A 26,815-nucleotide genomic window follows, 5' to 3' on the forward strand; every position below is an offset into this window, starting at 1 on the left:
TTGCCACGATGTTTTTGGCCTATTGGAATCTCCTCAATTTCGTGGGTTGCCTGCCCCAAACGGCTGGCGCCGCATGCCCATAACCGGACGATCTCACCTCTATGCATGCTCCCGCAGCCAAGCGCCCTGAATTCGGCAATGCCCCCGACGCGCTGTCGGTGCTCAATTCCGTGTTCGGCCTGCCGGCGTTCCGCGGCGCGCAGGAGGAAATCATCCGGCATGTCACTGATGGCGGCAATTGCCTCGTGCTGATGCCGACCGGCGGCGGCAAGTCGCTGTGCTATCAACTGCCGTCCTTGTTGCGCGAAGGCTGCGGCATCGTAGTGTCGCCGCTGATCGCGCTGATGCGCGACCAGGTCGCGGGGTTGCTCGAAGCCGGCGTCAATGCTGCGGTGCTGAACTCGACGCTGTCGTTTGACGAAGCTTCGGAAGTCGAGCGGCGGCTGCTCGCCGGCGATCTCGACCTGCTCTACGTCGCGCCGGAACGCTTGCTTACCGCTCGCTGCCTCAGCCTGCTCAGCCAGTGCAATATCGCGCTGTTTGCGATCGACGAGGCGCATTGCGTGTCGCAATGGGGGCACGATTTCCGTCCCGAATATATCGGCCTGTCCGTAATCGCGGAACGCTTTCGGAACGTGCCCCGCATCGCGCTGACGGCGACCGCCGACGAGATGACGCGCAAGGAGATCGTGACCCGGCTCGGGCTATCAGGCGCGCCGAGCTTCATCTCGAGCTTCGACCGCCCGAACATCCGCTACGAAATCGTCGAGAAGCAGAACGCGCCGGCGCAACTCAAGGCCTTCATCAGCGAACGCCACGCCGGAGACGCCGGCATCGTCTACTGCCTGTCGCGCGCCAAGGTCGAGGACATCGCTGAAGCCCTGACCAGCGCCGGCATCCCGGCCCTACCCTATCACGCCGGTCTCGACGCCAGCGTTCGTGCCCGCAACCAGGATCGTTTCATCAACGAGGACGGCGTCGTGATCGTCGCCACGATCGCGTTCGGCATGGGCATCGACAAGCCGGACGTGCGCTTCGTCGCGCATCTCGATCTGCCGAAGAGCATCGAAGCCTATTATCAGGAAACCGGCCGCGCCGGGCGCGACGGCAAGCCATCCAGCGCCTGGATGGCCTATGGCCTGACCGACATCGTGCAGCAGCGCCGCATGATCGACGAATCGATCGGCTCCGAGGCGTTCAAGCGCGTATCGATCGGCAAGCTCGACGCGCTGGTGGCGCTCGCGGAAACCGCGGGCTGCCGGCGCAGCCGCCTGCTCGGCTATTTCGGCGAGGAAGTCGCTGGCAACAATTGCGGCAATTGCGACAACTGCCTGTCGCCGCCGCAACTCCGCGACGGCAAGGTCGCCGCGCAAAAACTGTTGTCCTGCGCCTACCGCACCGGGCAACGGTTTGGCGCCATGCACCTGATCGACGTGCTAGTCGGCCGGCTGACCGAGAAGGTCACGCAGTTCGGCCACGAAAAGCTGTCGGTGTTCGGGGTCGGCCGTGACCTCAACGAGAAGCAGTGGCGCGCCGTAATCCGGCAATTGGTCGCGATGGGCCATCTCAAAGCCGACAGCGAAGCCTTCGGCGCACTGAAACTGACGGAGAGTGCGCGCGGCGTCCTGAAGGGCGAGACCGAAGTGATGCTGCGCGAGGCCCCGGCCGGAATACGCATTCGCGCCAGCCGGACCAAATCAAGGCGCGGCGATCTGGCGCCGCGCGCAGAGGCGAAGCCTGCCGACGCCGCGCTGCAGGCGGCGCTGCGCGCATGGCGCTCGGAAATCGCGCGCCAGCGAGGCGTGCCGGCCTATGTCGTGCTGCACGATTCCACCCTCGACGGCATCGCCGCCGTGCGGCCTTCGACGCTGGACGAGCTCCGCAATGTCCCCGGCATCGGCGACAAGAAGCTCGAACATTACGGCGACGAGCTGCTCGCGCTGGTGCGGAAGGCCGGGGCGTAAAGGCGACTCAGCCTTATCCATTACGGAACGTGTAGGCGTAGCCGTTGATTGCCGGCGCGCCGCCGAGATGGGCGTAGAGCACCTTCGATCCCGCCGGGAAATAGCCCTTGTTCACGAGGTCGATCATGCCCTGCATGGATTTGCCCTCATAGACCGGATCGGTGATCATGCCTTCGAGGCGCGCACACAGCCGGATCGCCTCCTTGGTTGCTTCCGAAGGAACACCGTAGGCGGGATAGGCATAATCCTCGATCAGCACGACATCGTCCTCGACAATCTCGCGGCCGAGTTCGACGAGCGCGGCGGTGTTGCGGGCGATGTCGAGTACCTGGGCCTTGGTCTGATCAGGCGTGAACGACGCATCGATACCGATCACCTTGCGCTCGCGGCCGTCCTTGGCAAATCCGACCAGCATGCCGGCATGGGTCGAGCCGGTGACGGTGCAAACCACGATGTAATCGAACGCGAAGCCAAGTTCTTTCTCCTGCGCCCTGACCTCTTCGGCGAACCCGACATAGCCGAGCCCACCATATTTATGCACGGAAGCGCCGGCCGGAATCGCATAGGGCTTGCCGCCCTTGGCCTTCACATCCGCGATCGCTTCCTCCCAGCTCTGGCGAATGCCGATGTCGAAACCTTCATCCACCAACCGCACATCCGCACCCATGACGCGGCTCAGCAGGATATTGCCGACGCGGTCATAGATTGCGTCCTCATGCGGCACCCAGCTTTCCTGCACCAGGCGGCACTTCATGCCGATCTTGGCGGCTACGGCCGCAACCATGCGCGTGTGGTTGGACTGCACGCCGCCGATCGAAACCAGCGTGTCCGCGTTGGAAGCAATCGCATCGGGAACGATGTATTCGAGCTTGCGCAACTTGTTGCCGCCGAAGGCAAGGCCCGAATTGCAGTCCTCCCGCTTGGCATAGAGTTCGACCTTGCCGCCGAGATGCTGCGACAGCCGTTCCAGCTTTTCGATATGGGTGGGCCCGAAGGTGAGCGGATAGCGCTCGAACTTTTCCAGCATCGTCATCCCCGCTGATGTCTGATCTTTGGAGCAAGGCCCTAGCACCCTGATTTGGAAAGGTGCTCTCTAATTTCGTTGTATTGATTGACGATTTACCTAATAGTGACCAGATTGCTTGCCATTCGTTTCACTATTTCGGGGAAACAAGAAAGATTCTTCCATGGCCGGCAGGCTTGACCGGATCGACCTTAAGATATTGCGTTTGCTGCAAAATAGCGGCCGGCTGACCAATGCCGAACTGGCCGAGATGGCCGGCGTCAGTGCCGCAACCTGTCATCGCCGCACCCAGCGCCTGTTTGACGACGGCTATATCGCCCAGGTCAGGGCGATGGTGGCACCGCGCAAGGTCGGCAAGGGGGCGCTGGTGATGGTCGGCGTCGTGCTCGACCGCTCCACACCGGAAAGCTTCGCTGCCTTCGAGCGGGCAATCGCGCAACTCAAGTTCGTGCTGGACTGCCATCTGGTGGCGGGCGATTTCGACTATTTCCTCAAGATCCGGGTCGGCGACATGGAGGATTTCAACCGCATCCATGGCGAGCAGTTGATCGCGCTGCCCGGCGTTCGCCAAACCCGAACCTTCTTCGTCATGAAGGAGGTGGTCGACAACGCGCCGCTCGATTTCTGATGGCGTTCGGCAGCGCAAACGGGAAGTCTTGTCCTGCTGCTATTGCCGGAACCTTGCGAGACACTGGCAACACAGCGCTTGATGTCCTATCAACCTGATATGACCATGAGATTTTTCCGGCTGGCTTTCGCCCTTGCCGTTATGTTCATTGCGATGCCGGCGCGCGCCTCGGACGAGCTTCACCGGCAAGACCCCGATACCATCATCTTCGCGATGATGTCGGGCAAGTGCAGCACGCTCAAGGTGGCGGGGCGGGACTTTGCTTGCCGGGCCGTGGCCTTCTTCCAGACCGAGGAAGGCAGGGCGAACTTCACGGTCGCGCTCGACGATCCCAATGACGACAGCCACATCATCACATTTTCCGGCGACAACGGGCGGCGGCCGGACGCCAATCTGTACGAGCTGCCGATCGACCGGATGCTGCTGAAGTCCAAGCACAGGCCGAAGGCCGACGGTCTGCCTGTGCCGTCAGTCGAAGCGACCGCCGGCCTCTGCAAGCAGATCGGAAATTTCGTGACGCTGGAGCTTTCCAGCATCTCCTGCACCGCCGTCGACAGCAACGGCAAGAAATACGAACTGCAGTACCAGTCCGACGGCACGCCAATGGCAGTGCGCCGCATCAAGCGGATGCGCGTTGGCAGCCCTGCGGTATCGCCATTCGACGACCTGAAATGAAAAGCCAGCGGAGGTCAACCGACGGCGGCCAGTGTCGATCGCGGGCCGCTCGCGATTGCGCGGACAAGTTCAGGCTGGTTTGAAGTTCCCCCTAAGGGGTAGCGCGTGCTTTCACGCGGGTTTTACCGCGAGCCGCTTCGCGCGCGTCCACTCCTCGTTGGCAGGATCGAGCTTGCGATTTCAAACGCAACCGCCCATCGCGGTTTTTCCTCTTCGGCGCCGGGCACGTTGATCTGAACACCGCCGCCGTCGCTGACGGTATAGGAAGCGGCCAGCACGGCGGCTTCAAGGGCGGCACCCCGCGAATCGTAGACGCCGCCGATCTTGATGTTGTCGGCAAACACCGACCAGCCCAACGGTGCCTTCACGACTTCGAATACTGATCGCTCCATTGGGTCTCCTGTATCGCTTCACCTGTACCGTTTGCGTCCCTCACCGACGCGGCGAATCCTGACCGCGGGGGCGTGGCGCGGGGACACTGGCTTGCCGGGGGCCTTCGCCTGCCAGTCGAAAGCCCGCAAGCCCGTCAACGAATGCACCACCGGTGCAGGCGCGACTTCCTTCCGCACGGCGTCAACGATTCGATCGAACTCAGCTTCGCTCATCGCACGCTCCATGGCTCCCGGCATTCTGCCGCCAGGACGATAAGAGGGACCGCGCTGAGCACAGTTCGCCATGCAAGTTTGTTGTTTGAAGGCTCGCCCGCGGTCGCTTCGATGGCAAAAAGGGGTCGAAATCGGGATGCCAGACCCCGGCCATGCGAAACCGGTGGGGTGCGATGACGTCAGTTCGCCACCCCTTGGCCGAACTTGCCCCACGCGTGCTAGATTCGGCCGCGAATCAGGAGGGTTTGCATGCCGGTAGACAGTGACAGCGCCATTGCGTGGCACCGCGCCCAGCTCAAGAAACTTCGCGAGACGTTGAAGAGCATCGAGACCGCCAGGTTCACAGTGGGCGAGCCGGCTCATTCGAGCAGGACCGGCAAGACCGAGAAGACGATTGCCGAGCTCGAGCAGAAAATCCGGCAGTCGCAACACATCATCGCCGCCTATGAGCGGCAGACCCGGCGGCCGCTTGCGACAGACCAGCGAAGCCTCGCCAGCGTGAGCTGGAGTAGCTGGACTGCCCAGGCGGCGCATGGCCGCGGCGGCAGTTCGCGGTAAAGCATCACCGCGCTGAACCCGGCGGGCTATCCCGGCAGGTCTCGCACCCAGGATGTAACCCAGTGAATCGTCTTAGGCGCGTAGCGGATACGAGCCACCAAGCGTTCGGGTGCGAGCTCCAGTGACCGACAGGCAAACGGCAGCGCGGCCCCGTCCCTAGTTCTTTGCGGTCTCTCGTTCTTTGGGTTTGGCCTTGCAGGAGATCAAGAACGTAAACGCCCGCGCATTGCGCGCGATCTCCGCCGTCTTCAATTCAGCCTTGGCGTCGGAAATCTGATACGGCACCACGCTGTTATCGAGGAAATCCCGCAAAGCGCCGGTCTGATGGCGAAATTGATGTTCTCGGGAATGTTGCCGGTTGCCCGCACGAACTTGATGGCATTCAGTTTCGCCGCGACCACGCCCACCACATCGCCGCGTGCGGCCAACAGCGGCCCGCCGCTGTTGCCAGGCTGAACGGCCGCGCTGATCTGCAGGAACCGCGTGTCGTTCAGGGGGCCGCTGAGCGAGCTTACAATCCGGTTGTCACAGTGAAATCGGACGTCAGCAGTCCGTGAAAGGGATAGCCGATCGCCACCACGCTGTCGCCGGATTGGATCGCCTTGTCCCTGATCCTGGCAACCTCCTTGAATGTGCCGGTCGCTTGCAGCAGCGCCAGATCGTTGGTCTCGTCGCTCGACACAAGGCGCAATTTGGCGGGCGCCTCGCCGGTCAGATTACCCTGGATATCGCCGACGCAGCCCTGCACGACATGCGCGTTGGTCACGAGATGTCCATTTGTGCTTACCAGAAAGCCGGTGCCGGTCTGATCTAACAGCCTGTCGGGCTTGGCCGGCGCAGAGTCTGGCGCCGCCGCTGCGGCGACCGGCTTGGCGACGGGCAGGACCGAAAAATCGCCGGCGCCCGCCAGCCCCGCTTGCTTGATCTTGGCGACGCAGTTCACCAGCACCGGCAATAGCTGCCCCGTCTGGTCGAGATTGAACTGGAAGAGTTGTCCCTGGGTATAGGCGGTCATGGTCTTCGCCCGCCGGAACTGGCTGATTAGCGAGGAGTTGCTCGGCATCGGCACGCGAACCAGCTTGTCGCCGATCGGGACGCCGTGGACGTTGAACGGCTGCTGGCCGTCGAATGTCAGGGTCAGCGGAAAAGCCTCTCCGGTCCTCAGCCTCCATTGTTCGTGCATGAAGCCAAGGCTCCATCTGCCACCACCGTCGATCATCACGACAAAATAGATGCCGCTGGCGTATTGGGCGCCTGCCGCGCAATGCGAGAAAGATCCGGTCTGATCGTCGGTGTAGGCCCCGCCCTTCCAGTTGCCGACACTGATCGAGCCATAGGGCCCGCGTGCCACCGCATTCGAATTGGCAAAAAGCGCACACAACAGAACTGCGAGCGCGGCAGCACGGCATTTCATGAGTATTCCCCCACATTCCCAAGGCGAGCATATTAAGCTTTACAACCGAAGTCCATGGACCGGCCCGGCCCGCCAGCTCATGCAACTGCCGGAACGATCGCCTCGATGCCGACGGGAGCGACCAAACGCCCCGGCCCCGCCCCTTGTCCGGCCGATCATTTTAATGGATCAGGCTTGGCATCTTGCATACGGTAGGGCTCCGCTGCCCTGTCCGGGTTACCACGGAGGGCAAAAACAATCGCGCCGCTGACAGCGGACGCCAATCTGCAATAGCCGGAGGAAAATGCCGTGAAGCCAAGAGTTGTCCGGGGCGCACTGCTCACACTACTGGCGGTCGTATCCGCCATAGCCGCCCAGGCCCAAGCCATAGCCCAAGGCCAATCATGGCCGGAGAAGGCGATCACCTTCATCGTGCCGTTCGCGGCCGGTGGCGGCACCGACGCCTTTGCCCGCCCGCTTGCGGCCCAGCTCGATACCCAGTTGGGCAAGCGCGTGCTGATCGAAAACCGCGCGGGCGCCGGTGGCACTGTCGGCGCTTCCGCAGCCTCCAAGGCCGCGCCCGACGGCTACACCTTCTTCATGGGTGCCGCGCATCACGCCATCGCCCCCTCGCTCTATCCGAACCTCGACTACAACATCGAGAAGGATTTCATCGCGGTGGCATTGATCGCGCGGCCGCCGCAGGTGGTCGTCGTCAATCCGGACAAGGTCGCCGCCAAGACACTGGCCGAGTTCATTGCCTACGCCAAGGCCAATCCGGGCAAGTTGAACTACGGCTCCGCCGGGGCCGGCACCACGCACCACCTCGCAGGCGAATTGTTCAAAATCCTGACCAAGACGAACATTCAGCACGTTCCCTATCGCGGCGCAGGCCCCGCGATGCAGGATCTCATCGCCGGTCACGTGCCCGTCGTGTTCGACGGGCTCGGTTCGTCGGCCGGGCCCGTCAGGGCCGGACAATTGCGCGCACTTGCTGTCGCCGCGCCGAAGCGCGTGTCGGCCTTCCCCGATCTTCCGACCGCCGCGGAAGCGGGCCTCCCCGGCTATGAGGTGTCGACCTGGTACGGCCTGTTCGCACCGAAGAACACGCCGCCGGCAATTGTTGCGCAGATGGCCAAGGAGTTGCAGAAGGCCATGCAGACGCCTGCCATCAAGGAGGCCTGGGAGCGCAACGGCTCCGACGTCCCCGATGTCACGGGGCCTGCGTTCGCGAAAATGGTATCCGCGGAAGTCGAGCGCTGGCGCAAGGTCGTGACGGAAGCAAACGTGAAGCTGGATTAGTCTCGGACTGGCAGGCTCGCCATCGCGCGCCGTCCCAGCAACGGCTGGCGGCGCGCGATCGGTTTAACGGCCCTTGGCCGCGGCGGTTTCAGCGCTGTCGCGCGAGGCCTTACTTCGCTTCGCTCGCCTTGATGCCCGAGCTTTCGATGAGCTTTGCGACACGTGGCAGGTCCGCCGCGAACAGGCGCGCATGCGCTTCCGGCGTCAACTCGTTATCCGGGAACGGCAGGGTTCCGAGTTGCTTGAGCTTTTCCAGAAGCTCCGGCTCCGATAGTGCGGCGCGGAGCGCCGAATTCAGCGCGTTGACGGTCTCCTTGGGCGTGCCTTTTGCCACGTAGAGCCCATGCCACATCGAGTAGCTGACCTCGGGCATGCCAAGCTCGGCGGTGGTCGGCACGTCCTTCAACTGTTCGAGACGTTGTGGCGATGTAATAGCGATGCCGTGCAACGTTCCGGCCTGAATCTGCGGCAGCGCGTTGGTCACCTGATCCCACAACAGATCGATCTGCCCAGCCAGGAGATCGGCAATCGCCGGAGCCGACCCGCGATAGGCCACGACCGTCGGCTTGAAGCCAAGCACATTGCCCATCATCACGGCGCACAGGTGGCTATTGGTCCCCAGACCACCATGTGCGAAATTCGCCTTGTCGCGTTGCGCCTTGATCCAGGCCACATGGTCCTTCGGACTTTCGCCGGGAATCGACTTGCGGCCGATCAGAACCATCGGCGCGTTGTTGACGAGGCCGACCGCCTCGAACGCCGTGTTGGTATCGTAGCGCAGGTTGGTGAACAGGCTGGGTGCCGCGAGCAACGCGACATGGTTGATCAGGATTGTCGAACCGTCGGGCGCCGATCGGGCCACGCGATCATTGGCCAGCGTGCTACCGCCTCCGACCACGTTCTCGATGATGATGGTTTGGCCAAGCGTGCGCGACATCCGCTCGCCGATCAGACGAGCGACGGTGTCGGTGCCGCCGCCGGCCGCAAAGGGCACGACCAGCGTCACCGTCTTGGCCGTCGATTGCGCGTGCGCCTGCGGCGAAAGCGCTGCTATCAGCAGGCCAAGGCAAGCAACTGCGCTTCTTAAGGGAAAATTGGTCACGATGGCGTCCTCCCAAGGTCTTTGTCTTTTTTTTGTCATGCCACGTGTCGCGGATGTTTGATCTTTGGCATGGTCCGGGATCATGCTGATTGCGCTTCCGCAAATCAAATGGAAAGCGGGCGTAGCTCGCTGTAGCACCGACGTGATACGATGCCCCCAAGCGCAGATAGCATCGGGACAGACTTGAAATGAGCGAGGCTGCATATGTCGCGGTCGATTGGGGCACGAGCAGTTTCCGGCTTTGGCTGATCGACCGGGCCGGCAACGTGCTGGGGGAACGGCGCAGCCATGAGGGCATGACGGCGGCAGCCAAGCCCGGCTTTGCAGCCGTGCTGCAATCACATCTCGAAGCCGTCGGCGCCGCACATGAGCTACCCGTCATCATCTGCGGCATGGCCGGCGCCCGGCAGGGATGGGTTGAAGCCGGATATGTCGATACGCCCGCGCAACTCGCAGATATCCTCGCGCATGCCGTGCCGGTTCCGGGACAGCACCGTGACATCCGCATCCTTCCCGGAATTGCACAACGGGACCGCAAGGCGCCGGATGTCATGCGCGGCGAGGAGACACAATTGCTCGGCGTCCTGGGCATGGACGCTGCGGGTGAAGCAGTCATCTGCATGCCGGGCACCCACTCGAAGTGGGTCAAGACGAAGGGAGCAACCGTCGAACGCTTCGCCACCTTCATGACCGGCGAATTGTTCGACGCCATATCGCGACAAACCATCCTGTCCCACGCGGTGGCCGGCGCCGATGAATCGGATGATATCGACGCGTTCAAGTCGGCGGTCGCAGCCGCCTTCGAGACGCCGGCGAACGCCGCCAATCTGCTGTTTCAGGTGCGATCGGGCCAACTGCTTTATGGCGACAAACCATCCTCGGCCCGGGAAAAAATATCGGGCACGCTGATCGGTCTCGAATTGGCGGCGGGGCTCGCCGGAGAGATTCCGAAGGCCGGCATCACGCTGGTGGCGTCGGGCAGACTTCAGATGCTTTACCAGTTGGCGTTCGAGACGGTTTCGGTTCCTGTCCGGTCGATCGGCGCCGAGGATGCCGTCCGTCGCGGCCTTTCGATGGCCGCTCAAGCGATTTGGAACGTATGAAGGATCAGACGATGAGCGTTGTCCCATTTCCTCCAATGAAGCGTCCGCTGGTCGCGATCCTGCGCGGCGTGCGGCCCGAGGAAACGGCCGATATCGTCAGTGTGTTGATTGACAGCGGCATGACGGCGATCGAGATTCCGCTCAACTCGCCGGATCCGTTCCGCTCCATCGAGATCGCCGTCAGCAAAGTCCCTGCCGCGATCCTCATCGGCGCCGGCACGGTGTTGACGCTGGAAGATGTCGCGCGGCTGCACGACGTGGGCGGCCGCCTCATGGTCTCTCCCAACGTCGATCCCGAAATCATCGCCGGTGCCCGAGCACGCGGCATGGTTACGATGCCCGGCGTCTTCACCCCGACGGAGGCGCTGCTGGCCGCCAGGGCGGGCGCCTCGAGCCTCAAATTCTTTCCGGCGAGCGTGCTAGGCGCCGCCGGTATCACCGCCATTCGCGCCGTGCTTCCCCCCGACCTGATGATCGCCGCCGTGGGCGGCGTCTCCGATGCGAACTTTGCGGAGTACACCGACGCCGGCATTGTCGCGTTCGGACTTGGCAGCAGCCTCTACAAACCCGGGATGACGGCGGGGCAAGTAGCCGACCGCGCCAGAGCGACGATCGAGGCGTATGACAAGGCCGTTCAGCAGCGGTAGGTGACAGCCTAATCGTTGCGCGCAGGCACACCGCTTACGATGGCCAGATTCGCGGCTCTAATTATACGGTTCAAACCTGGCAACCCGCATTGGCCCTTCCCACAGCTCTACCGGCCTGTCTTGAACTAGCTGTTTCGCCCGCTCTTTGGCATCTTCCAAGCTGTTGCAATGAAGGTCGATACGGGTAATGGCTTCGTCCTGTGACGTCAGCTCGAAGGCGTGATAACATTTTAGCGGCATCGGCGTTCCTCTATCAGGATAGCGTTACCGCCTTTGCGTTGTCTCAGGCCATATACCGATAGACATAGAGTTGGATGCTGGGGCTGCCGACTTCGGTGACTCGCCAGTTGACCGATAAGGCACTTCCTTCAGATGGCGGGCTCAGCCGTGGGGAACGTCTTGAGCGCACGACGTCCTAGTCCTCAGGCGGGCGCTTTGACTTTCCTGCGTTGCAGGAACGCAGTTCTTGCGTGGTCCCCTTAATCGTTCCGAGCATCGCTGCACTAGCCGAGCCAAGCCGGCCGGCTTCTGCGACGTGATCGCAATGGCAAAGTGCGGTGGGCAACGTATGCGCCGGGCGACCTTTTGGGATTGCCGATGTTGACCAAGGGTCTCCACCATCCCCGCCGGTAGCAGATCGTTTTTCGGGTCTGAGCTGATTTGTCGAAGAGTGACGGTGTCGAATATTGTTGGGTGTCAAAAGCCGGCATCGGCCCTGCTGACATCGATATCACCGACGGGTGCTGGGAAAGACGCTGTGAAAAAGAAGCCGCAAGTGGGAGCGGCCTTATTGCTCCTCCAATCGGCGAAGCTGAGCCAGTAACTCTGCCTCTAGTTCCCGAAGGTGAGCTGCCGTCGGTTCACGAAAGTACTCTTTGGCGAGCTGTCTGCAGCGCGCCAACTTTTCATTGATTACCAGCTTCTCCCGCTCGCGATCCATAAACGTAAGATGCGGCAGAGCGGACAACGGTTCAACACCAACATACTATGAGAAGGTTGCCGGCCGCAACTGTGACGTGCAGAACAAGCCATTCTCGCCGGCCTCATCTCATCCACCCCCCACACCGGGGCTTGCGGTGTGGCGCAAAAACGGTTCATTCTGAACGTAAGACCTTTTTCAAGGGGGTTGGATGCGTCTCGCGGCGCACCAAGACGCAAGCAATGGCAGCTAGCTCGCCTTCCTCCCGGAGAACGAGTTATCCGGTTCAGACACTGCGGCGTGTAGCCTGGACTGCCGGCGCCAGAAAATTTGGACTTTGCGTCGGGGCAGCTAGCGGGCTGCCGCGCCGCGCTGGGCAGGCGAGGTCAAGCCCATGCTAGATGTGTCCGCAGACCAGGGAACATTCACGCGCTGCATCCGACTGGCGATCGCAGACCCACAACCGATCGTTCTGCAGGGGTTGAAATCGGTATTTGCAGCACAGCACGACTTCGAGATTGTTGCGTCGTGCGGCACCGGAACAAGCTGCCTCGAAGCAATTCGGAATTTGTCACCCAACGTGGCGCTTGTTGCCGACACGTTGCCTGATGTGACGGTATCCGAGATCCTGGCCATTGCGACAGCCGAGCATCTTCCCACTCGTCTGGTGTTCTTCACCGAATCCGAAAGACACGACGATCTCACCGCAGCAATCGCGGCCGGCGCTTGCAGCGCCATTTCGAAGTACGCGAACACCGACACCATGCTGCGATCCCTGAGGCTGATTACGGAGCACGTCAGTGCGTCACCGGAACACTCCCAAGACCTCTCGCCAAATGAGAAGGGAATAGATGGCGCCAAAATTGAAAAAATGCTGGGGCTGCTGACGCACCGCGAGAGCCAAATTGTGCGATTAGTGTCCGGAGGTTTGTCGAACAAGGAGATTGCGCGCCAGCTGAACATTTCCCAAGGCACAGTCAAAGTACACCTCCATAACATATTTCAGAAGCTTGAAATCAGTAATAGGACCGTGCTCGCCACGATCGCATTGTTGCAGCGACCCGCGAGCTTCGGCACGCTCTCGCTCGCAGCCCTGGCGTTCGCAATTTTGGACGACGTCAAGGCGTCGGACACGAAAAACACCTTGCTGGATGACGACAGCACCGCCTACAAGGATATGGAGCACTCCGCATTTGAGCTCTGGAAGAAGGCGATCCTCCGGCACGTCATCGTTGTGGATCCCGGCGAGACAGTCCCGCTTACCCAGAGAGGCTCCTCAATCAAGGTGAGCCAAGCTGCGAATCCAGCGGCGAGAATGGAAGAGCTGCACGCGGCTGAGCAGGCCGTTCTCGCCAACGCCGGGAGAGGCTATGGCCCGATTGGATCCAGCACGCCCTATCTTTTCATTTCGCCGCTGCTGCAAGCGATTAACAATAGCCAAGCCGGCGGCCCCACGGCGCAGCCGCAGTTCCCGCCGCTGGAGTTTGCCTCGAATCCGATAAAGAATCATGGAGGGTATGGCGCCTTCACCATGACGGCGGTCGGCGCGGTGATCTACACGCTCGACAACTCCAATGCCGCGGTGCCGCCGCCCGATCCGGGCAAAACCCTGATCGACACCTCCACGATCGCCACCACGGATGGCGCCACACAAGTGGCGACAATTGCCATTCATGGCGCCAGCGATGTCGCCAACGATGTCGACAAGCTGGATCCAGGGTCAGCTGTCCAGGTAACACTTGGACACGAGAGCGTCACCGGAGAAGGAAACGCGGGTCAAGTAATCCGTGGCGACGCCGGTGACGACACCCTCAACGGCGGCGCCTTAGCGGATGTTATGTATGGAGGCTCAGGGAACGATACGATCAAGGGTAAAGGTGGAGACGACACGATCTGCGGAGGATCCGGTAGCGACACCATCACTGGCGACAACGGCAACGATATCATCATCGGCGGACATGGCCGTCACCAGCTGGCGGACAGCAACGGTGATGACACCTTTGTCTATGTTTCAGCGATCGACACCAACTCTGCCCAGTTCGATACCTTTGTCGATTTCACATCGGGGGCGGACAAGATCAACCTGGCAGCTTTGGGCGCGCTGGCGTTCCTGCACATGACGTCAATAAACACGTCAGTGCCGCCGCATACCCTCGCCTGGATCTACAATCCCACAAGCAATGAAACGATCATCTATGTGAATCCGACGGATCGCAGCCTTGATATCGGCGATCGGCGTCTGCTGGAGATCCACTTGCAGGGAGTTGTGTCCGTTGCAGAGTCGGATTTCGTCTACGAGCCGGACGCAGCGGCTGTCGCGGCGGCTTTGGAGGGAATCGATCCTGCGCTGCTGCTGGCGAGCGCGAGCGATGGGACCGTTCTGACGACGGGCAGCGCCGATGCCTCCATCGAAGCGGAGGCAAACGATAGCACGCCCGTGATGGGTGGTTTCTGGACCAGGCCAGCCGAGGACGGCTTCAGGTTCCATTTCGCGCGGGACCGTATCGGTTCTATCGATTCGACCAGGCTCACCAGCTTCGGCGACGATGCGCCTTATGCAACGGAAGCGAGCGACGATGGTGCGGTTACTATGCCTGTGCACGTATCATCAATCGGGGCTGCTCAGAGCCACGCACCCGTCCTGATCGAGGAAAATCTCGCATTCCAGAACGAGCCGGCCCACGCGAATACCGGCGCTGTGACGACCGGGCATGGCAAGGCGCACGTGGCAGCCGGACTTGAACTTTTCGAGTTTGTGACCCCGGTACCAGTCGCCGAGCCCGTCGAACCTAGCGTCGCACCTGGCAACAGCGGGGGCCACGGCAACTCGCAGCACGCTGCGCAGTCCTCCTCGGCAAAAGCATCAGAAGCCGCCGAGCTGGCCGAACCTGGTATCACATCGGGTAACGATATTAGCCACGGCAACGCGCAGCATGCGTCGAACTCGGCCACGGCGAAGGCTGCAGCGGCCGCCGAGCCGGCAGAACCCGGCGTGACAACCGGGAACAGCAAGTCGGAGCACCCTTCGCACTCGGCCTCTGCAAGCGCTATGGGAGCGGCCGAGCCGATCGAAACTAGCGTCGCCCCAGGTAATAGCGCGGGTCACGGTAACTCGCAGCACGCTTCGCAATCCGCCGCCGCGAAAGCATCAGCAGCCGCCGAGCTGGCGGAACCTGGTATCACATCGGGTAACGGTATTAGCCACGGCAACGCGCAGCATGCGTCGAACTCGGCCACGGCGAAGGCTGCAGTGGCCGCCGAGCCGACAGAACCGGGCGTCACATCCGGGCACAGCAAGTCGGAGCACCCTTCACACACGGCCTCTGCAAGCGCGATGGGAGCGGCCGAGCTGATCGAAACCAGCGTCGCCGCCGGTAATAGCGCGGGTCACGGTAACTCGCAGCACGCTTCGCAATCCGCCGCTGCGAACGCATCAGCAGCCGCCCACCCGGCTGAACTTGCGTCCGGGACCGGCGGCGCCGGCCACGAAGCGGCATTCCATTTCAATAACCAGGCCGCCCCTTCCACGCCCACGGCGACCTTGGAGCTGGAAGATCTTAACGATTCGCCCGTTCTGCTCGGTCAGCGCGCCGAGCTCGCGGCAATCCTTGAGGTAGGCCCGGCTGCTATGGAGGAACACGCGGCCAGCCACGTTAATAACGGTCAGCACCATGCCGTAGCACATTCGCCCCACGAACTGCTCACTTGAAGAGTTTTGCTGTGGACTCCGCGAGGATAAATGGGACGCCTGTTGGCCATCAAGCTGGCCACGAGGCCGCGTCACGCGAAAGCCGGTCCAGCTTGGCGACGACCACCCTGCATCTCGCAGCTCTTGCCGCGGCCAGCGCTGCTCTCGGCGCGCCCAAGTACGGAGAAGGCGGGTGGCGGAGAGAGTGGGATTCGAACCCACGGTACGGTTTCCCGCACACACGCTTTCCAAGCGTGCGCCTTAAGCCACTCGGCCATCTCTCCGGAGGCCCCTCTCTTGAAGGGGCAGCACTGATTTTGCAAGGGGGCTGCGCCCAGCGGCCAAAATTTCCCCAATCCATTGGAGTTGTTTGAAAATTTGGATCGTCTAACCCCGGATAATTGGCGCTTTGCCGGGCGGTGAACCGGAATCCGGCCACGATCGACGACGATAGATGGCAACCCATTGGTTGAGGACGGCATAATGATCACGCGGGCGCTTCGATTCTCCCTCCTGGTATTGGCGCTGGCGATCGGCGCCGCCGGCCCGGCGCTGGCGCAGTCCTGCACCCGCCAGGGGGTGGACGTGACCTGCGACGACGGCCGCCGCGGCGTCTTCTCGGGCGATGCCATCGTGTGGGCCGACGGCTCGCAATCGAGGCTGGCCTCGCCGCATCCGAGCGTCATCATCGGCAACAAGTCGTCCGTCGTCATCGGCCCCGGTGTGTTCGCCGGCACCGGCAAGGGCGGTTACGTGCCGATGGACAATCCGAGCGCGCCGAACAAGGCGCGCTGCCCGGTGCTGGATGGGGTGTCGTATTGCTATTGAGTGCGGCTATCGGTCCACCGTCGTGGTAAGGAGCGCGTCTCGAGCCATAACGCCCGGCCGGTGGCTTCATCCTTCGAGGCGCCGCGCAACTGCGCGGCTCCACAGGATGAGGTCAAGGCTGCAGCTCTTTTGAGGGCGCGACTTCCGGATTAGTGGTACCGCGGCGCGTTGTTGTTGGCGGAGCGAAGCGGCCAGCGCGCGGGCTCGGCGATGACAGGTGCCAGCGCGTCCCTGTCGAGCTGGCATTCGCGCAGCGCGTCGGTGAAGTCGGCGAACCATTGCTGAATGGTGTGGCCACGCAGCTTCGCCATCATCGCTTCCCAGCGCATCCGCCGCTCGGTCAGCGGCATCGACAGCGCCATGGCGATGATGCGCGCCATGCCGTCGATATCGTGCGGGTTGACCAATAGCGCGGTATCGAGCTCGTTGGCGGCGCCGGCAAATTTCGACAGCACGAGCACGCCGGGGTCGACCGGATTCTGTGCCGCGACATATTCCTTGGCGACGAGATTCATGCCGTCCTGCAGTGGCGTCACCACGCCGACCTGCGCAGTGCGATAGAGTCCGGCCAGCACGGCCTGGCCGTAACCCTTGTTGAGATAGCGGATCGGCGTCCAGTCGACCTCGCCGTGCACGCCGTTGACGTCGCTGACAAGCTTGGCGACGTCGCTCTGCAGGTTGCCGTAGGCCTCGATCGCGCCGCGCGAGGGCGTTGCGATCTGCAGCAGCGACACGGTGCGCGCCAGCGATGGGTGCAGCGTCCACATCCGGTCGAAAGCCTTGATGCGGTTGATCAGACCCTTGGAGTAATCCAGCCGGTCGACGCCGATCGCGAGCTTCTCGCCGTTCAGGCTGCGCCGCAGCCTCGAGACGTCCGGATGGGTCGACGCCTTCGTCGCGAGCTGCGCGAATTGCTGGGGATCGATGCCGATCGGGAATACCGCGGCGCGCGTCCGGCCATGGCGGGAAAGGATGACGCCGTCATGCACGGCGAGGCCGAGGTCGGCCTGCGCGTAAGACAGGAAATTCTCGCAATCTTCCTCGGTCTGGAAGCCGATCAGATCATAGGCCAGCATCGCCTCGATCAGCTCGCGATGATGCGGCACGCCGCCAATCACCGAACGTGCCGGCCACGGCGTGTGCAGGAAGAAGCCGATCGGCTCGGTGACGCCGAGGTCACGCAGTTCAGCGCCGAGCGCCAGGAAATGGTAGTCCTGGATCCAGAACGCGGAATCGGATTTGCGGAATCGCAACAGCGCACGCGCCATGAAGGCGTTCACCTCGCGATAGCTGAGATAGTCCTCGTGCGAGGCACGGATCAGGTCGGCGCGCGAGTGCAGCGCCGGCCACAGCGCCGAATTCGCAAAGCCTTCATAATAGCCGCCATAATGCGCGGCCGGCAGGTCCAGCATCGCCAGCGCCCCGGCGCCGAGGGCTTCAATTTCGGCAAATGGTTCCTTCTGGTTCCCGTCGCGGACCCTTCCGCTGGAACCGACCCAGATGGCGCCTGACTTCTCGACGATTGGCAGCAATGCGGCTGCAAGTCCCCCCGTCATGGGTTCATTGGGTTTTCCGCGCGAAACGCGGTTAGAAACGACGACGAGGTTCACAGGTCCCCTCCCGTTGGTACGCTCGCGTTAACAACCGTTCATCAATATGGTTCCTGACCACCCTTTCAACGAATTGAAACCAAATTCGGGCTGTGGCGTGCCGGAACTCACCGGAACTCACGAAAAATAAAAATTGCCGCGAACCTTGGCGCCAAGCGCGAGAATCTATGTTCGAAACTCGTCGGGACGAAAAACATTATGGCAGGGATGCGTCCCTTTCGTCGTCAAGCAGGTGCGCAAGGAACTCGCGTACGTCGCTCGGCGCATCGAAGTGCCCGGCCACACCCTTGGCGCGGCGGCCGACCGAGAAGGCCAAGCCATCGAGATCCGGCATGATCGCAAAGACGCTCTCATCGGTGACGTCATCGCCGATGAAGAACGGGCGACGGCCCTTGAAGGGCTCGCGCGTCATCAATTCGCGCACGCCGCTCGCCTTGGTGAAGCCGGAATGCTTGATTTCGCAGACGCATTTGCCGGGCAGAACTTCGATCGGCGCATTGGGAAGGTCGGCCCGGATCAGCGACACCGCGGCATAGATCGCCTTCTCGGCATGCGGCGCCAGGCGATAGTGCAGCGCCAGCGAATAGCCCTTGTCTTCCAGCAATATCCCCGGGCTCAATTTCGCGATCGCAGCCAGCCGGCGCTTCAATTCCTTGTCCATCGGCGGCGCATGCGCAGCCACCGCCTCGCTGTCCACCTCGATCCGCATCTCGGCGCCATGGCCGCCGACGGCTGGAAACACGTCCGGCGCAAAAATGAGGTCGATGTCGTTGAGGGAGCGGCCGCTGACCAGCGCCAGCGCCCCATCGGTTCGCTCCAGCAGGCGCTTCAACGTCTTCGCCAACCCCGGCGGCACCCAGACTTCGCGCGGCGTGGGCATCAGATCGAGCAGCGTGCCGTCGATGTCGAGCAGAATGGCGGATTCGCTTAGGTGCGGCACCAGCGAGCGCGGCACCGGCACCGTTTCCGGCGCGGCCTCGTCCTCGCGGATAATATCGTCTTCCAACGGCATTTCGGCCAGATCCTGATTCATGTCGTCCATTTTATCCTACTCCACACATGCGAGCGGCCGTGCGACAGATTCGAGCGATTTGCGCTCGGCCGCGATGGCATACCGCCACGCAACGGCGGCGGCGGCGATCATCAATGCCGACCCAAACAGGTAGCCGGCGAAAACGCTGTTGCGCGATCCGGTATCGACCAGCGCTCCGAACAGCGCCGGTCCTACCACGCCGCCAATGCCTGTTCCGATCGCATAGAACAGCGCAATCGCGAGCGCCCGCACCTCCAGCGGAAACGTCTCACTGACGGTCAGATAGGCGGCACTCGCTGCCGGCGAAGCAAAGAAGAAGATCACCATCCAGGCGATGGTCTGGGTCTGCGCGCTCAAGGCACCGATCGAGAACAGATAGCCCGACAGCGCGAGCAACACACCGGACACGCCATAGGTGGTCGCGATCATGGCGCGACGGCCCAGCGTGTCGAACAGCCGGCCGAGCAACAGCGGCCCAAGGAAATTGCCCGCCGCAAAGGGCAGGATGTACCAGCCCACGTCGTTCGACGGGATGCCGAAGAAGTCGGTCAGCACCAGCGCGAAGGTGAAGAAGATCGCGTTGTAGAAGAATGCCTGCGACGCCATCAGCACCAGCCCGACCAGCGAGCGCTGCCGGTAGGTCGTAAACAGCGTGTGCGCCACTTCTCCAAGCGGCGTATGGCTGCGCATCCGTAAGCGGATCTTCGGAAATACCTCATCGGCCGCATGATCCGGATGGCGCATCGAGGAGCGTTCGATGTCGTCGACGATCGCATGCGCCTCGTCGGGGCGGCCATGGATCATCAACCAGCGCGGACTTTCCGGAATCCACATCCGCATCACGAAGACGATCAGGCCCAGCGCGGCGCCGATGAAATAAGCCAGCCGCCAGCCGAGGTCCGGCGCCAGCACCTTGGGATCGAGCAGCACGATAGCGGCGACCGCGCCGATCGCAGCCCCGATCCAGAAGCTGCCGTTGATCACGAGATCGGTCCAGCCGCGATAGCGCGCCGGCACCAGCTCCTGGATCGTCGAATTGATCGCGGTGTATTCGCCGCCGATCCCCGCTCCAGTCAGGAAGCGAAACAGCGCGTAACTTGCGACGTTCCAGGACAGCGCACTAGCCGCGGTCGCGCTAAGATAAAGCGCGAGCGTGATGAAGAACAGTTTCTTGCGCCCGATCCGATCGGTCAGCCAGCCAAACCCCAGTGCGCCGAGCACCGCACCGGCGAGATAGGCGCTGTTGGCGAGGCCAACATCGAAATTCGAAAATTGCAGGGTCGGGCTCTCCTTCAGTGCACCCGACAAGGCGCCCGCCAGCGTGACTTCCAGCCCGTCCAGAATCCAGGTGATGCCGAGTGCGGCCACGACGCGGGTATGAAAGCCGCCCCATCGCAGGCAGTCGAGCCGCGCGGGTATGCTGGTCTCGATGACGCGGTCGTTGTTTAGGCTCAGCGGCGCAATGGACGTACTTTCAGCCACTGCCACACCTTGCCGTATCGCTTTCGCATCCATCGGATTTAGCCAATGAAAAAACACCCCGGAACGCCCCAGCCCCAGGGTTGTCACGCTTAATTGCGGCAAACATGATGCCCGCCGCGAGAATAACGCCCTGGGACGGGCAGGGTTCCGAGGGCTTCCGGGTTGCGAAATTGCATAGCTATTGCCTGGGAGGATGTCAGTGCGCAACGACAAGGAAGAGCGACGCACATCACAGGTCATCCCCGCCATCCGAATGCATGCGACGTCGATCACTTACATGGTCCGCTGCAACTGACGGGTAGGAACCGAACAATTGGACGACCGTTCTCGGCAAACAGCAAAAGGAGCCGACCATGGCCGAACGTCGGAAAACCGCACGCCCGCGAAAAACCGCGGCCCGAAAGCGCAGCCGCAGGACGACTGCGAAGAAATCATCGCCGAAGCGCTGGTCGCAACGGGTAACCCGGGAAAGCGACGCACTTGATCTGAAACGCGGTGTCTTCAAGCAGACCAGCGCAAAGAAGATCGCAGCGTCACTCAAGCGCTCCGCCGAGCAGAGTTCTCGCCGCAAGTCAGGCGCGTATCGATCGGCTTTGTCGATGCTGACGTTTTATATCAACCGTGCCGGCAAGACCCTGCCCAAGACGCAGCGCACGCGGCTCGAGCGCGCAAAGGTGGAATTGAAGCATCAATTCGGAAGGGAGTGAGAGGCCTCGTGCTGCTGGCACGTGCGAGCCAAATCACTCCGATCGTCAAACCCCGCGAAGGCGGGGTATCCAGTAGGCCGCGGCCTCTCGGCTAACGCGCAACCGTCTCTGGAATACTGGATCGTCCGGACAAGCCGGACGATGACAGCGGAGGTTTGGTGCGGCTACGACACCGATGGTCGGTGCGCTCAAGCCGCCCGGATGTTCGCCATGAAGCGATCGAGCTCTTCGCGTAGGCGGGTGCTTTCGCTCGACAACGTGCGGGCCGAGTTCAACACTTCCTCGGAAGCCGAGCCGGTTTCGGTCGCGCCGCGGTTGACCTGCATGACGTTGGCAGCGGCCTCCTGCGTGCCCTGCGCGACGTTCTGGACGCTGCGCGCAATTTCCTGCGTCGCCAGGCTTTGCTGCTCGACGGCGCTCGCGATCGTCGCAGCGATATCGGAGATCTTGCCGATGGTGCCGCCGATCGCCTTGATCGCGGCGACCGATTCCTGCGTCGCACCCTGCATGCCCGCGATGTGATTGGAAATCTCGTCGGTGGCTTTGGCGGTCTGGCTGGCCAGCGACTTGACTTCGGACGCGACCACGGCAAAGCCACGGCCGGCATCGCCCGCGCGGGCGGCCTCGATGGTGGCGTTCAGCGCCAAAAGGTTGGTTTGCTCGGCGATCGCCGTGATCAGCTTGACCACATCGCCGATCTCCTGCGCGGCACGCGACAGCTTGCCGATCCGTCCATCGGTCTGTTCGGCCTGACGCACGGCTGCTTCCGCAATCTGGCTGGATTCCTTGACGCGCCGCCCGATCTCGTCAATGGAGGTCGACAATTCCTCGGTCGCCGACGCTACCGACTGCATGTTGCCGGAAGCGTCTTCCGAGGCGCCGGCGACTTGGCTCGAAAGGCTCTGGGTGGTTTCCGCGGTCCGCGTCAGCGTGTCCGCGGCAGCTTCGAGCTGCACGGCGGAAGATGAAACGTTGGCGACGATGGCGCCGACCGCCGTTTCGAATTCGTCCGCGAAACGAATGAGTTCGGCGCGCCGCGCCGCACTCGCCGCCTTGTTCTGCGCTTCCTGGGTGGCGGCGTCGCGCTCGGCGCGGGCGATGGCCTGCACCTTGAACTCCTCAACCGCGCTTGCCATCTCGCCGAGTTCGTCCTTGCGGCCGAGGCCGGGCAGCACGACTTCGAAATTGCCGGCGGCGAGCTTGCGCATCGCACTGCACATCGCAACCATCGGCCGGGAAATACCCGCACCCAGCAGGAACGCCCAGGCGCAGCCGAGCAGGAAGCCGCCGGCCGCAAGGATCAGGATCAACTGCTCGGTCTCGCCGATGGTCGCATCCGATTCGGCCTCGAGCCGCTTCTGGTCGGCCAGCAGGTCCGACTTCATCGCACCCGAGCCCTTGTTGATGGCGGCGGCCGAGTCAGCCATTTCCTGGGTCAGCTCATCGATCTCCTTGGAGTTGTCGACCAGCTTGGAAAGCGCCTGCCGGTACTCCTCCAGCATGCCGGAAATTTCCTTGATCCCCTCGCGGATCTTTTCGTTGGTCGACGAAATGGCCTTCAGCGCATTCTCGACGAATTTCAGGCGCGCCAGCGCGCTTGTCGCGACCGTCTTGTCCGAATTGACCACGAACGTATTGGCAAGCGCCGTGGCCGCCTGAAACTGCTCGGTCACCTTCTTTGCGCCGAGCGTGATGACAGGCATTTCGTCATCGTCGGCATTGCTCGGCAGGTCGTCGAGCTTGTAGCGCAGCGAGTTGCCGGTGCGGGCGAGCTGATTTTGCGCGACGCGCGCGCTCTCGTCCTTGACCTTGAGGATGTCGGCGAAAATCTTGGTGAAGGCACGGAATTCCCGTTCCAGTTTCGCGACCTGCTCGAGTCGCGTCGGGTTGGTGGTCCCCTTCATCGAGGCAATGATCGCGTCCTTCAGGCCGGCTTCGGCCGCCAGCGCCGCCTTGCCGTCCTCTTCCTTCCCGGTCGCCACGAAATAGCGGGCGAGCGAGCGATAGGAGATCAGTTCGCGATCGATGTCCCGCGACAGGTCCGCCTCCTGCACGCTGCGCCGATAGGAATCGACTCCGGCCGAAACGCGTTCGAATCCGAGATAGGCAAATCCCATGCTGGCGGCCGAAATCGCCAGCACCACGGCAAAGCCGAGCATGATCTTGGCGCGGAACCGCAGGGTCGGGAGCCTGAAGAACGAGCCGCTACGTTTCGAAAATCGCACGTCACCCCCCGTTTTCGTTCTGAAAAACAGGCATCGGAGGCCCCGGCCCCCAATCCGGTGCGCAAAGTTAAGGCAGAATGGATAAAGGTGCGTAAATCCGGGCAAAAGCTGCAAAGGGGTAGCTCTTAGACGCTCACATAGGGAGCGACGGGGTGGGGTAATCTCTCCAATCGGGCACTGTTGGATGTGGAGAGACCTTCAACTTACCCCCTCACGCATCTTGCGATGCGCGACGGGTCCTCCCTCTCCAGGGAAGGGTAAGAAAGATTCGTGCCGAGACTTCCTACGCACTTCCCCGAATGTCGTCACAATGACACGCGCCGCCAAAATCCTAGTTGCAAGTTCCTGCTCTGCTGTTTCTAATTGGAATAATTACAAAACATCGGGAGGAACCACGCGTGTCTACAGTCAAGCTGACGGTAAACGGCAAGGCCGTCTCGGCGGAGGTCGAAGACCGGACCCTTCTCGTCCATCTCCTTCGCGATCATCTGAACCTGACGGGCACGCATGTCGGCTGCGACACCAGCCAATGCGGTGCCTGTGTCGTCCATATCGACGGCCGGGCGGTCAAATCCTGCACCGTGCTGGCAGGCCAGGCGGCCGGCTCGAACGTCACCACAATCGAGGGCATCGCCAAGGGCGACGAACTGCACCCGATGCAGGCGGCGTTCCGCGACAATCACGGCCTGCAGTGCGGTTACTGCACCCCAGGCATGATCATGTCGGCGATCGATATTGTGCACCGCCATAGCGGCCAGCTCGACGAGGAAACCGTCCGGCACGAGCTGGAAGGCAATATCTGCCGCTGCACCGGCTACCACAACATCGTCAAGGCGGTGCTCGACGCGGCGGGGCGCATGAAGGTGGCGCAGGCCGCGGAGTAGAGCCGCGGACGGCCAATTCAGATTTCAAGACCGCGTTTCGAAAAGAAACTGCGGAAACAACAATTCCGGTTGGGAGGACAGACATGGGCGTTGAAGGCATTGGCGCAAGCGTCGTGCGCAAGGAAGACCGCCGTTTTATCACCGGCAAGGGCCGCTACGTCGACGATATCAAGCTGGTGGGCATGACCCACGCACACTTCATCCGCAGCCCGCATGCACATGCGAAGATCAAGAGCATCGACACCTCGGAGGCGATGAAGATGCCGGGCGTGGTCGGCGTGCTGACCGGTCAGCAACTCGTAGACGACAAGATCGGCAATCTGATCTGCGGTTGGGCCATCACCTCCAAGGACGGCACCGGCATGAAGATGGGCGCCTGGCCGGCCATGGCGCCGGAGACCGTGCGCTTCGTCGGCCAGGCGGTCGCGGTGGTGATCGCCGAGACCAAGAACCAGGCCCGCGACGCGGCCGAGGCCGTGGTCGTCAACTACGAGGAATTGCCTGCCGTTCCTGACATTCGCGCCGCGATCGCGCCGGGCGCGCCACAATTGCACCCGGAAGCGCCGGGCAACGTGATCTACGACTGGACCATCGGCGATGAAGGCGCAACCGATGCCGCCTTCAAGGCGGCGGCCAATGTCGTCTCGCTTGACATCACCAACAACCGCCTGGTGCCGAACGCGATGGAGCCGCGCGCGGCGATTGCCGAATATAACGAGCCGGAAGAGCATTTTACGCTCTACACGACGTCACAGAATCCGCATGTCGCCCGCCTCGTGCTGTCGGCCTTCTACAACATCGCGCAGGAACACAAGCTGCGCGTCGTCGCTCCCGACGTCGGCGGCGGCTTCGGCTCCAAGATCTTCATCTACCCCGAGGAGATGGTGGCGCTGTGGGCCTCCAAGAAAGTCGGCCGGCCGGTGAAATGGACCGGCGACCGCACCGAAGCCTTCCTGACCGATGCGCACGGCCGCGATCACCTGACCAAGGCGGAGATGGCGTTCGACAAGGACAACAAGATCACCGGCCTGCGGGTCAAGACCTACGCCAATCTCGGCGGCTACATGTCGCTGTTCTCGTCCTCGGTCCCGACCTATCTCTATGCGACGCTGCTGTCGGGCCAGTACAACATTCCCAACATCTTCGCCGAGGTGATCAGCGTCTATACCAACACCGTGCCGGTCGACGCCTATCGCGGCGCGGGCCGGCCCGAAGCAAGCTTTGTGGTGGAACGGCTGATGGAGACGGCGGCGCGGCAACTCAAGGTCGATCCGGCGGAGTTGCGGAAGAAGAACTTCATCACGCAATTCCCGCACCAGACGCCGGTCATCATGGCCTATGACATCGGCGACTTCCACGCTTCGCTGGACGCCGCGATGAAGGCGATCGACTACGCAGGCTTCCCCGCGCGCAAGGCGAAAGCGAAGTCGGAAGGCAAGCTGCGCGGCATCGGCATCTCCTGCTACATCGAAGCCTGCGGCATCGCGCCGTCAAAGGCGGTCGGCAGCCTGGGTGCCGGCGTAGGCCTATGGGAATCGGCGGAAGTGCGCGTCAATCCGGTCGGCACCATCGAGATCCTCACGGGATCGCACAGCCACGGCCAGGGCCATGAGACGACGTTCTGTCAGCTCATCGCCGATCGCCTCGGCGTTCCCATCAGCCAGGTCTCGATCGTCCATGGCGACACCGACAAGGTGCAGTTCGGCATGGGCACCTATGGTTCGCGCTCGGCGGCCGTCGGCCTCACCGCGATCCTGAAGGCGATGGAAAAAGTCGAGGCCAAGGCCAAGAAGATCGCGGCCCATCAGCTCGAGGCATCCGAAAACGACATCGTCATCGAGAATGGCGAGTTCAAGGTCGCCGGCACCGACAAGTCGTTGGCGCTGCCGATGGTCGCGCTCGCCGCCTACACCGCGCACAATTTGCCTGACGGCATGGAGCCCGGCCTGAAGGAGGGCGCGTTCTACGATCCGACCAACTTCACCTTCCCGGCCGGCGCCTATATCTGCGAAATGGAGGTCGATGCCGGCACGGGAAAAAGCACCTTCGTCAACTTCGTGGCGGCTGACGATTTCGGGCGGCTGATCAATCCGATGATCGTCGAAGGCCAGGTCCATGGCGGCCTCGCCCAGGGCATCGGCCAGGCGCTGCTTGAAAACGCCGCCTACGACGCATCAGGCCAGCTTCTGACAGCCTCGTTCATGGATTACGCCATGCCGCGGGCAGATGATTTGCCCTCCTTCAAGCTGTCGCACACGACGACGCTGTGTCCGGGCAATCCGCTCGGCGTCAAGGGCTGCGGTGAAGCCGGTGCGATCGGCGCATCGGCCGCCGTCATCAACGCCATCACCGATGCGATCGGCAATAACAAATTGGAAATGCCCGCGACGCCCGATCGCGTCTGGCATGCGATTCACGGCTAACGAGGGAGGACACAT

At 62.3% G+C, this 26,815-nt stretch carries 21 protein-coding genes, 1 tRNA gene and 1 pseudogene; 12 read left to right on the forward strand and 11 right to left on the reverse strand.

The genetic code is table 11. The features are described from left to right. Nucleotides 1–101 precede the first annotated feature (101 nt). Nucleotides 102–1,964, forward strand: a complete 1,863-nt coding sequence (gene recQ / locus HCN50_RS31645; protein WP_171713805.1) for a DNA helicase RecQ — start codon at nucleotides 102–104, stop codon at nucleotides 1,962–1,964. Nucleotides 1,965–1,977: 13 nt separating this feature from the next. Here recQ and HCN50_RS31650 read toward each other — a convergent pair whose 3' ends face one another. Then, complete coding sequence (locus HCN50_RS31650; protein WP_171713806.1) at nucleotides 1,978–2,991, reverse strand: 1-aminocyclopropane-1-carboxylate deaminase; 1,014 nt, start codon at nucleotides 2,989–2,991, stop codon at nucleotides 1,978–1,980. A gap of 160 nt (nucleotides 2,992–3,151) precedes the next feature. Here HCN50_RS31650 and HCN50_RS31655 point away from each other — a divergent pair, with 160 nt between their 5' ends. Both HCN50_RS31655 and HCN50_RS31660 read left to right on the forward strand, forming a co-directional pair. Then, a complete protein-coding gene (locus tag HCN50_RS31655; RefSeq protein ID WP_171713807.1) occupies nucleotides 3,152–3,616 on the forward strand; it encodes an Lrp/AsnC family transcriptional regulator in 465 nt (154 codons plus the stop codon). Nucleotides 3,617–3,721: 105 nt separating this feature from the next. Beyond that, nucleotides 3,722–4,291 (forward strand): hypothetical protein, encoded by a 570-nt coding sequence (locus HCN50_RS31660; protein ID WP_235977340.1) that lies wholly within the window; start codon nucleotides 3,722–3,724, stop codon nucleotides 4,289–4,291. Between the two features lie 122 nt (nucleotides 4,292–4,413). Here the strand turns inward: HCN50_RS31660 and HCN50_RS31665 are convergent, their stop codons facing one another. Next, nucleotides 4,414–4,683, reverse strand: coding sequence for a hypothetical protein (locus HCN50_RS31665; protein ID WP_171713808.1), 270 nt, complete (start codon nucleotides 4,681–4,683; stop codon nucleotides 4,414–4,416). A gap of 462 nt (nucleotides 4,684–5,145) precedes the next feature. Between HCN50_RS31665 and HCN50_RS31670 the strand changes: the two genes are divergently transcribed. Next, entirely contained in the window at nucleotides 5,146–5,454 is a 309-nt protein-coding gene (locus HCN50_RS31670; protein ID WP_171713809.1) for a hypothetical protein, read from the forward strand. A gap of 248 nt (nucleotides 5,455–5,702) precedes the next feature. Here the strand turns inward: HCN50_RS31670 and HCN50_RS34565 are convergent, their stop codons facing one another. The 3 genes and pseudogenes from HCN50_RS34565 to HCN50_RS31675 form a co-directional block, all read right to left on the reverse strand. After that, a complete protein-coding gene (locus tag HCN50_RS34565) occupies nucleotides 5,703–5,882 on the reverse strand; it encodes a hypothetical protein (protein ID WP_311968253.1) in 180 nt (59 codons plus the stop codon). Between the two features lie 18 nt (nucleotides 5,883–5,900). After that, nucleotides 5,901–5,972: pseudogene (locus HCN50_RS34570) on the reverse strand (hypothetical protein); the annotation flags it as partial. Next, complete coding sequence (locus HCN50_RS31675; RefSeq protein ID WP_311968254.1) at nucleotides 5,966–6,868, reverse strand: trypsin-like peptidase domain-containing protein; 903 nt, start codon at nucleotides 6,866–6,868, stop codon at nucleotides 5,966–5,968. The pseudogene HCN50_RS34570 and the gene HCN50_RS31675, both read right to left, overlap by 7 nt. A gap of 288 nt (nucleotides 6,869–7,156) precedes the next feature. On the opposite strand from HCN50_RS31675, the gene HCN50_RS31680 reads away from it, so the two are divergent. Further along, nucleotides 7,157–8,149 (forward strand): Bug family tripartite tricarboxylate transporter substrate binding protein, encoded by a 993-nt coding sequence (locus HCN50_RS31680; RefSeq protein ID WP_171713810.1) that lies wholly within the window; start codon nucleotides 7,157–7,159, stop codon nucleotides 8,147–8,149. A 109-nt stretch (nucleotides 8,150–8,258) separates the two neighbouring features. On the opposite strand, the gene HCN50_RS31685 is transcribed toward HCN50_RS31680, so the two are convergent. Beyond that, the gene (locus tag HCN50_RS31685; protein WP_171713811.1) at nucleotides 8,259–9,251 is read right to left on the reverse strand and encodes a Bug family tripartite tricarboxylate transporter substrate binding protein; all 993 of its coding nucleotides are present in this window, start codon (nucleotides 9,249–9,251) and stop codon (nucleotides 8,259–8,261) included. Nucleotides 9,252–9,439: 188 nt separating this feature from the next. Between HCN50_RS31685 and HCN50_RS31690 the strand changes: the two genes are divergently transcribed. The 3 genes from HCN50_RS31690 (at nucleotide 9,440) to HCN50_RS31700 (ending at nucleotide 15,629) form a co-directional block, all read left to right on the forward strand. Further along, nucleotides 9,440–10,354: a 2-dehydro-3-deoxygalactonokinase gene (locus tag HCN50_RS31690; RefSeq protein WP_171713812.1), complete on the forward strand. Its 915-nt coding sequence runs from the start codon at nucleotides 9,440–9,442 to the stop codon at nucleotides 10,352–10,354. A gap of 11 nt (nucleotides 10,355–10,365) precedes the next feature. Then, nucleotides 10,366–11,001 (forward strand): 2-dehydro-3-deoxy-6-phosphogalactonate aldolase, encoded by a 636-nt coding sequence (locus tag HCN50_RS31695; RefSeq protein WP_171713813.1) that lies wholly within the window; start codon nucleotides 10,366–10,368, stop codon nucleotides 10,999–11,001. A gap of 1,313 nt (nucleotides 11,002–12,314) precedes the next feature. Next, nucleotides 12,315–15,629: a LuxR C-terminal-related transcriptional regulator gene (locus tag HCN50_RS31700; protein ID WP_171713814.1), complete on the forward strand. Its 3,315-nt coding sequence runs from the start codon at nucleotides 12,315–12,317 to the stop codon at nucleotides 15,627–15,629. 173 nt (nucleotides 15,630–15,802) lie between these two features. Here HCN50_RS31700 and HCN50_RS31705 read toward each other — a convergent pair. After that, nucleotides 15,803–15,892: transfer RNA gene (locus tag HCN50_RS31705), tRNA-Ser, on the reverse strand. Between the two features lie 199 nt (nucleotides 15,893–16,091). On the opposite strand from HCN50_RS31705, the gene HCN50_RS31710 reads away from it, so the two are divergent. Beyond that, entirely contained in the window at nucleotides 16,092–16,436 is a 345-nt protein-coding gene (locus HCN50_RS31710) for a hypothetical protein (protein ID WP_171713815.1), read from the forward strand. 149 nt (nucleotides 16,437–16,585) lie between these two features. On the opposite strand, the gene HCN50_RS31715 is transcribed toward HCN50_RS31710, so the two are convergent. The 3 genes from HCN50_RS31715 to HCN50_RS31725 all read right to left on the reverse strand — a co-directional run bounded on the left by HCN50_RS31715 (nucleotide 16,586) and on the right by HCN50_RS31725 (nucleotide 20,594). Continuing rightward, on the reverse strand, nucleotides 16,586–18,046 hold the full coding sequence (locus HCN50_RS31715) for a trehalose-6-phosphate synthase (protein ID WP_171713816.1): 1,461 nt from the start codon (nucleotides 18,044–18,046) through the stop codon (nucleotides 16,586–16,588). Nucleotides 18,047–18,242: 196 nt separating this feature from the next. After that, on the reverse strand, nucleotides 18,243–19,079 hold the full coding sequence (gene otsB / locus HCN50_RS31720; protein ID WP_171713834.1) for a trehalose-phosphatase: 837 nt from the start codon (nucleotides 19,077–19,079) through the stop codon (nucleotides 18,243–18,245). A 15-nt stretch (nucleotides 19,080–19,094) separates the two neighbouring features. Next, entirely contained in the window at nucleotides 19,095–20,594 is a 1,500-nt protein-coding gene (locus HCN50_RS31725) for an MFS transporter (RefSeq protein ID WP_171713817.1), read from the reverse strand. Nucleotides 20,595–20,914: 320 nt separating this feature from the next. Here HCN50_RS31725 and HCN50_RS31730 point away from each other — a divergent pair, with 320 nt between their 5' ends. Next, a complete protein-coding gene (locus HCN50_RS31730; RefSeq protein WP_171713818.1) occupies nucleotides 20,915–21,268 on the forward strand; it encodes a DUF3175 domain-containing protein in 354 nt (117 codons plus the stop codon). Between the two features lie 188 nt (nucleotides 21,269–21,456). Here HCN50_RS31730 and HCN50_RS31735 read toward each other — a convergent pair whose 3' ends face one another. Then, nucleotides 21,457–23,427, reverse strand: a complete 1,971-nt coding sequence (locus HCN50_RS31735) for a methyl-accepting chemotaxis protein (protein WP_171713835.1) — start codon at nucleotides 23,425–23,427, stop codon at nucleotides 21,457–21,459. A 464-nt stretch (nucleotides 23,428–23,891) separates the two neighbouring features. Between HCN50_RS31735 and HCN50_RS31740 the strand changes: the two genes are divergently transcribed. Together HCN50_RS31740 and HCN50_RS31745 are read left to right on the forward strand one after the other, a co-directional pair. After that, nucleotides 23,892–24,377 carry a (2Fe-2S)-binding protein gene (locus tag HCN50_RS31740; protein ID WP_057848416.1) on the forward strand — a complete coding sequence of 162 codons (486 nt, stop codon included), beginning with the start codon at nucleotides 23,892–23,894 and terminating at the stop codon, nucleotides 24,375–24,377. 83 nt (nucleotides 24,378–24,460) lie between these two features. Next, entirely contained in the window at nucleotides 24,461–26,800 is a 2,340-nt protein-coding gene (locus HCN50_RS31745; protein ID WP_171713819.1) for a xanthine dehydrogenase family protein molybdopterin-binding subunit, read from the forward strand. Nucleotides 26,801–26,815: the final 15 nt, after the last annotated feature.

Source organism: Bradyrhizobium archetypum (assembly GCF_013114835.1).
Lineage (GTDB): Bacteria > Pseudomonadota > Alphaproteobacteria > Rhizobiales > Xanthobacteraceae > Bradyrhizobium > Bradyrhizobium archetypum.

Bases quoted from the DNA above. Each gene is read 5' to 3' on its own strand.
- recQ (WP_171713805.1), top strand. From the start codon at position 102: ATGCATGCTCCCGCAGCCAAGCGCCCTGAATTCGGCAATGCCCCCGAC.
- HCN50_RS31650 (WP_171713806.1), bottom strand. From the start codon at position 2,991: ATGCTGGAAAAGTTCGAGCGCTATCCGCTCACCTTCGGGCCCACCCAT.
- HCN50_RS31655 (WP_171713807.1), top strand. From the start codon at position 3,152: ATGGCCGGCAGGCTTGACCGGATCGACCTTAAGATATTGCGTTTGCTG.
- HCN50_RS31660 (WP_235977340.1), top strand. From the start codon at position 3,722: ATGAGATTTTTCCGGCTGGCTTTCGCCCTTGCCGTTATGTTCATTGCG.
- HCN50_RS31665 (WP_171713808.1), bottom strand. From the start codon at position 4,683: ATGGAGCGATCAGTATTCGAAGTCGTGAAGGCACCGTTGGGCTGGTCG.
- HCN50_RS31670 (WP_171713809.1), top strand. From the start codon at position 5,146: ATGCCGGTAGACAGTGACAGCGCCATTGCGTGGCACCGCGCCCAGCTC.
- HCN50_RS31675 (WP_311968254.1), bottom strand. From the start codon at position 6,868: ATGAAATGCCGTGCTGCCGCGCTCGCAGTTCTGTTGTGTGCGCTTTTT.
- HCN50_RS31690 (WP_171713812.1), top strand. From the start codon at position 9,440: ATGAGCGAGGCTGCATATGTCGCGGTCGATTGGGGCACGAGCAGTTTC.
- HCN50_RS31695 (WP_171713813.1), top strand. From the start codon at position 10,366: ATGAGCGTTGTCCCATTTCCTCCAATGAAGCGTCCGCTGGTCGCGATC.
- HCN50_RS31700 (WP_171713814.1), top strand. From the start codon at position 12,315: ATGCTAGATGTGTCCGCAGACCAGGGAACATTCACGCGCTGCATCCGA.
- HCN50_RS31710 (WP_171713815.1), top strand. From the start codon at position 16,092: ATGATCACGCGGGCGCTTCGATTCTCCCTCCTGGTATTGGCGCTGGCG.
- otsB (WP_171713834.1), bottom strand. From the start codon at position 19,079: ATGAATCAGGATCTGGCCGAAATGCCGTTGGAAGACGATATTATCCGC.
- HCN50_RS31725 (WP_171713817.1), bottom strand. From the start codon at position 20,594: ATGGATGCGAAAGCGATACGGCAAGGTGTGGCAGTGGCTGAAAGTACG.
- HCN50_RS31730 (WP_171713818.1), top strand. From the start codon at position 20,915: ATGGCCGAACGTCGGAAAACCGCACGCCCGCGAAAAACCGCGGCCCGA.
- HCN50_RS31735 (WP_171713835.1), bottom strand. From the start codon at position 23,427: ATGCTCGGCTTTGCCGTGGTGCTGGCGATTTCGGCCGCCAGCATGGGA.
- HCN50_RS31745 (WP_171713819.1), top strand. From the start codon at position 24,461: ATGGGCGTTGAAGGCATTGGCGCAAGCGTCGTGCGCAAGGAAGACCGC.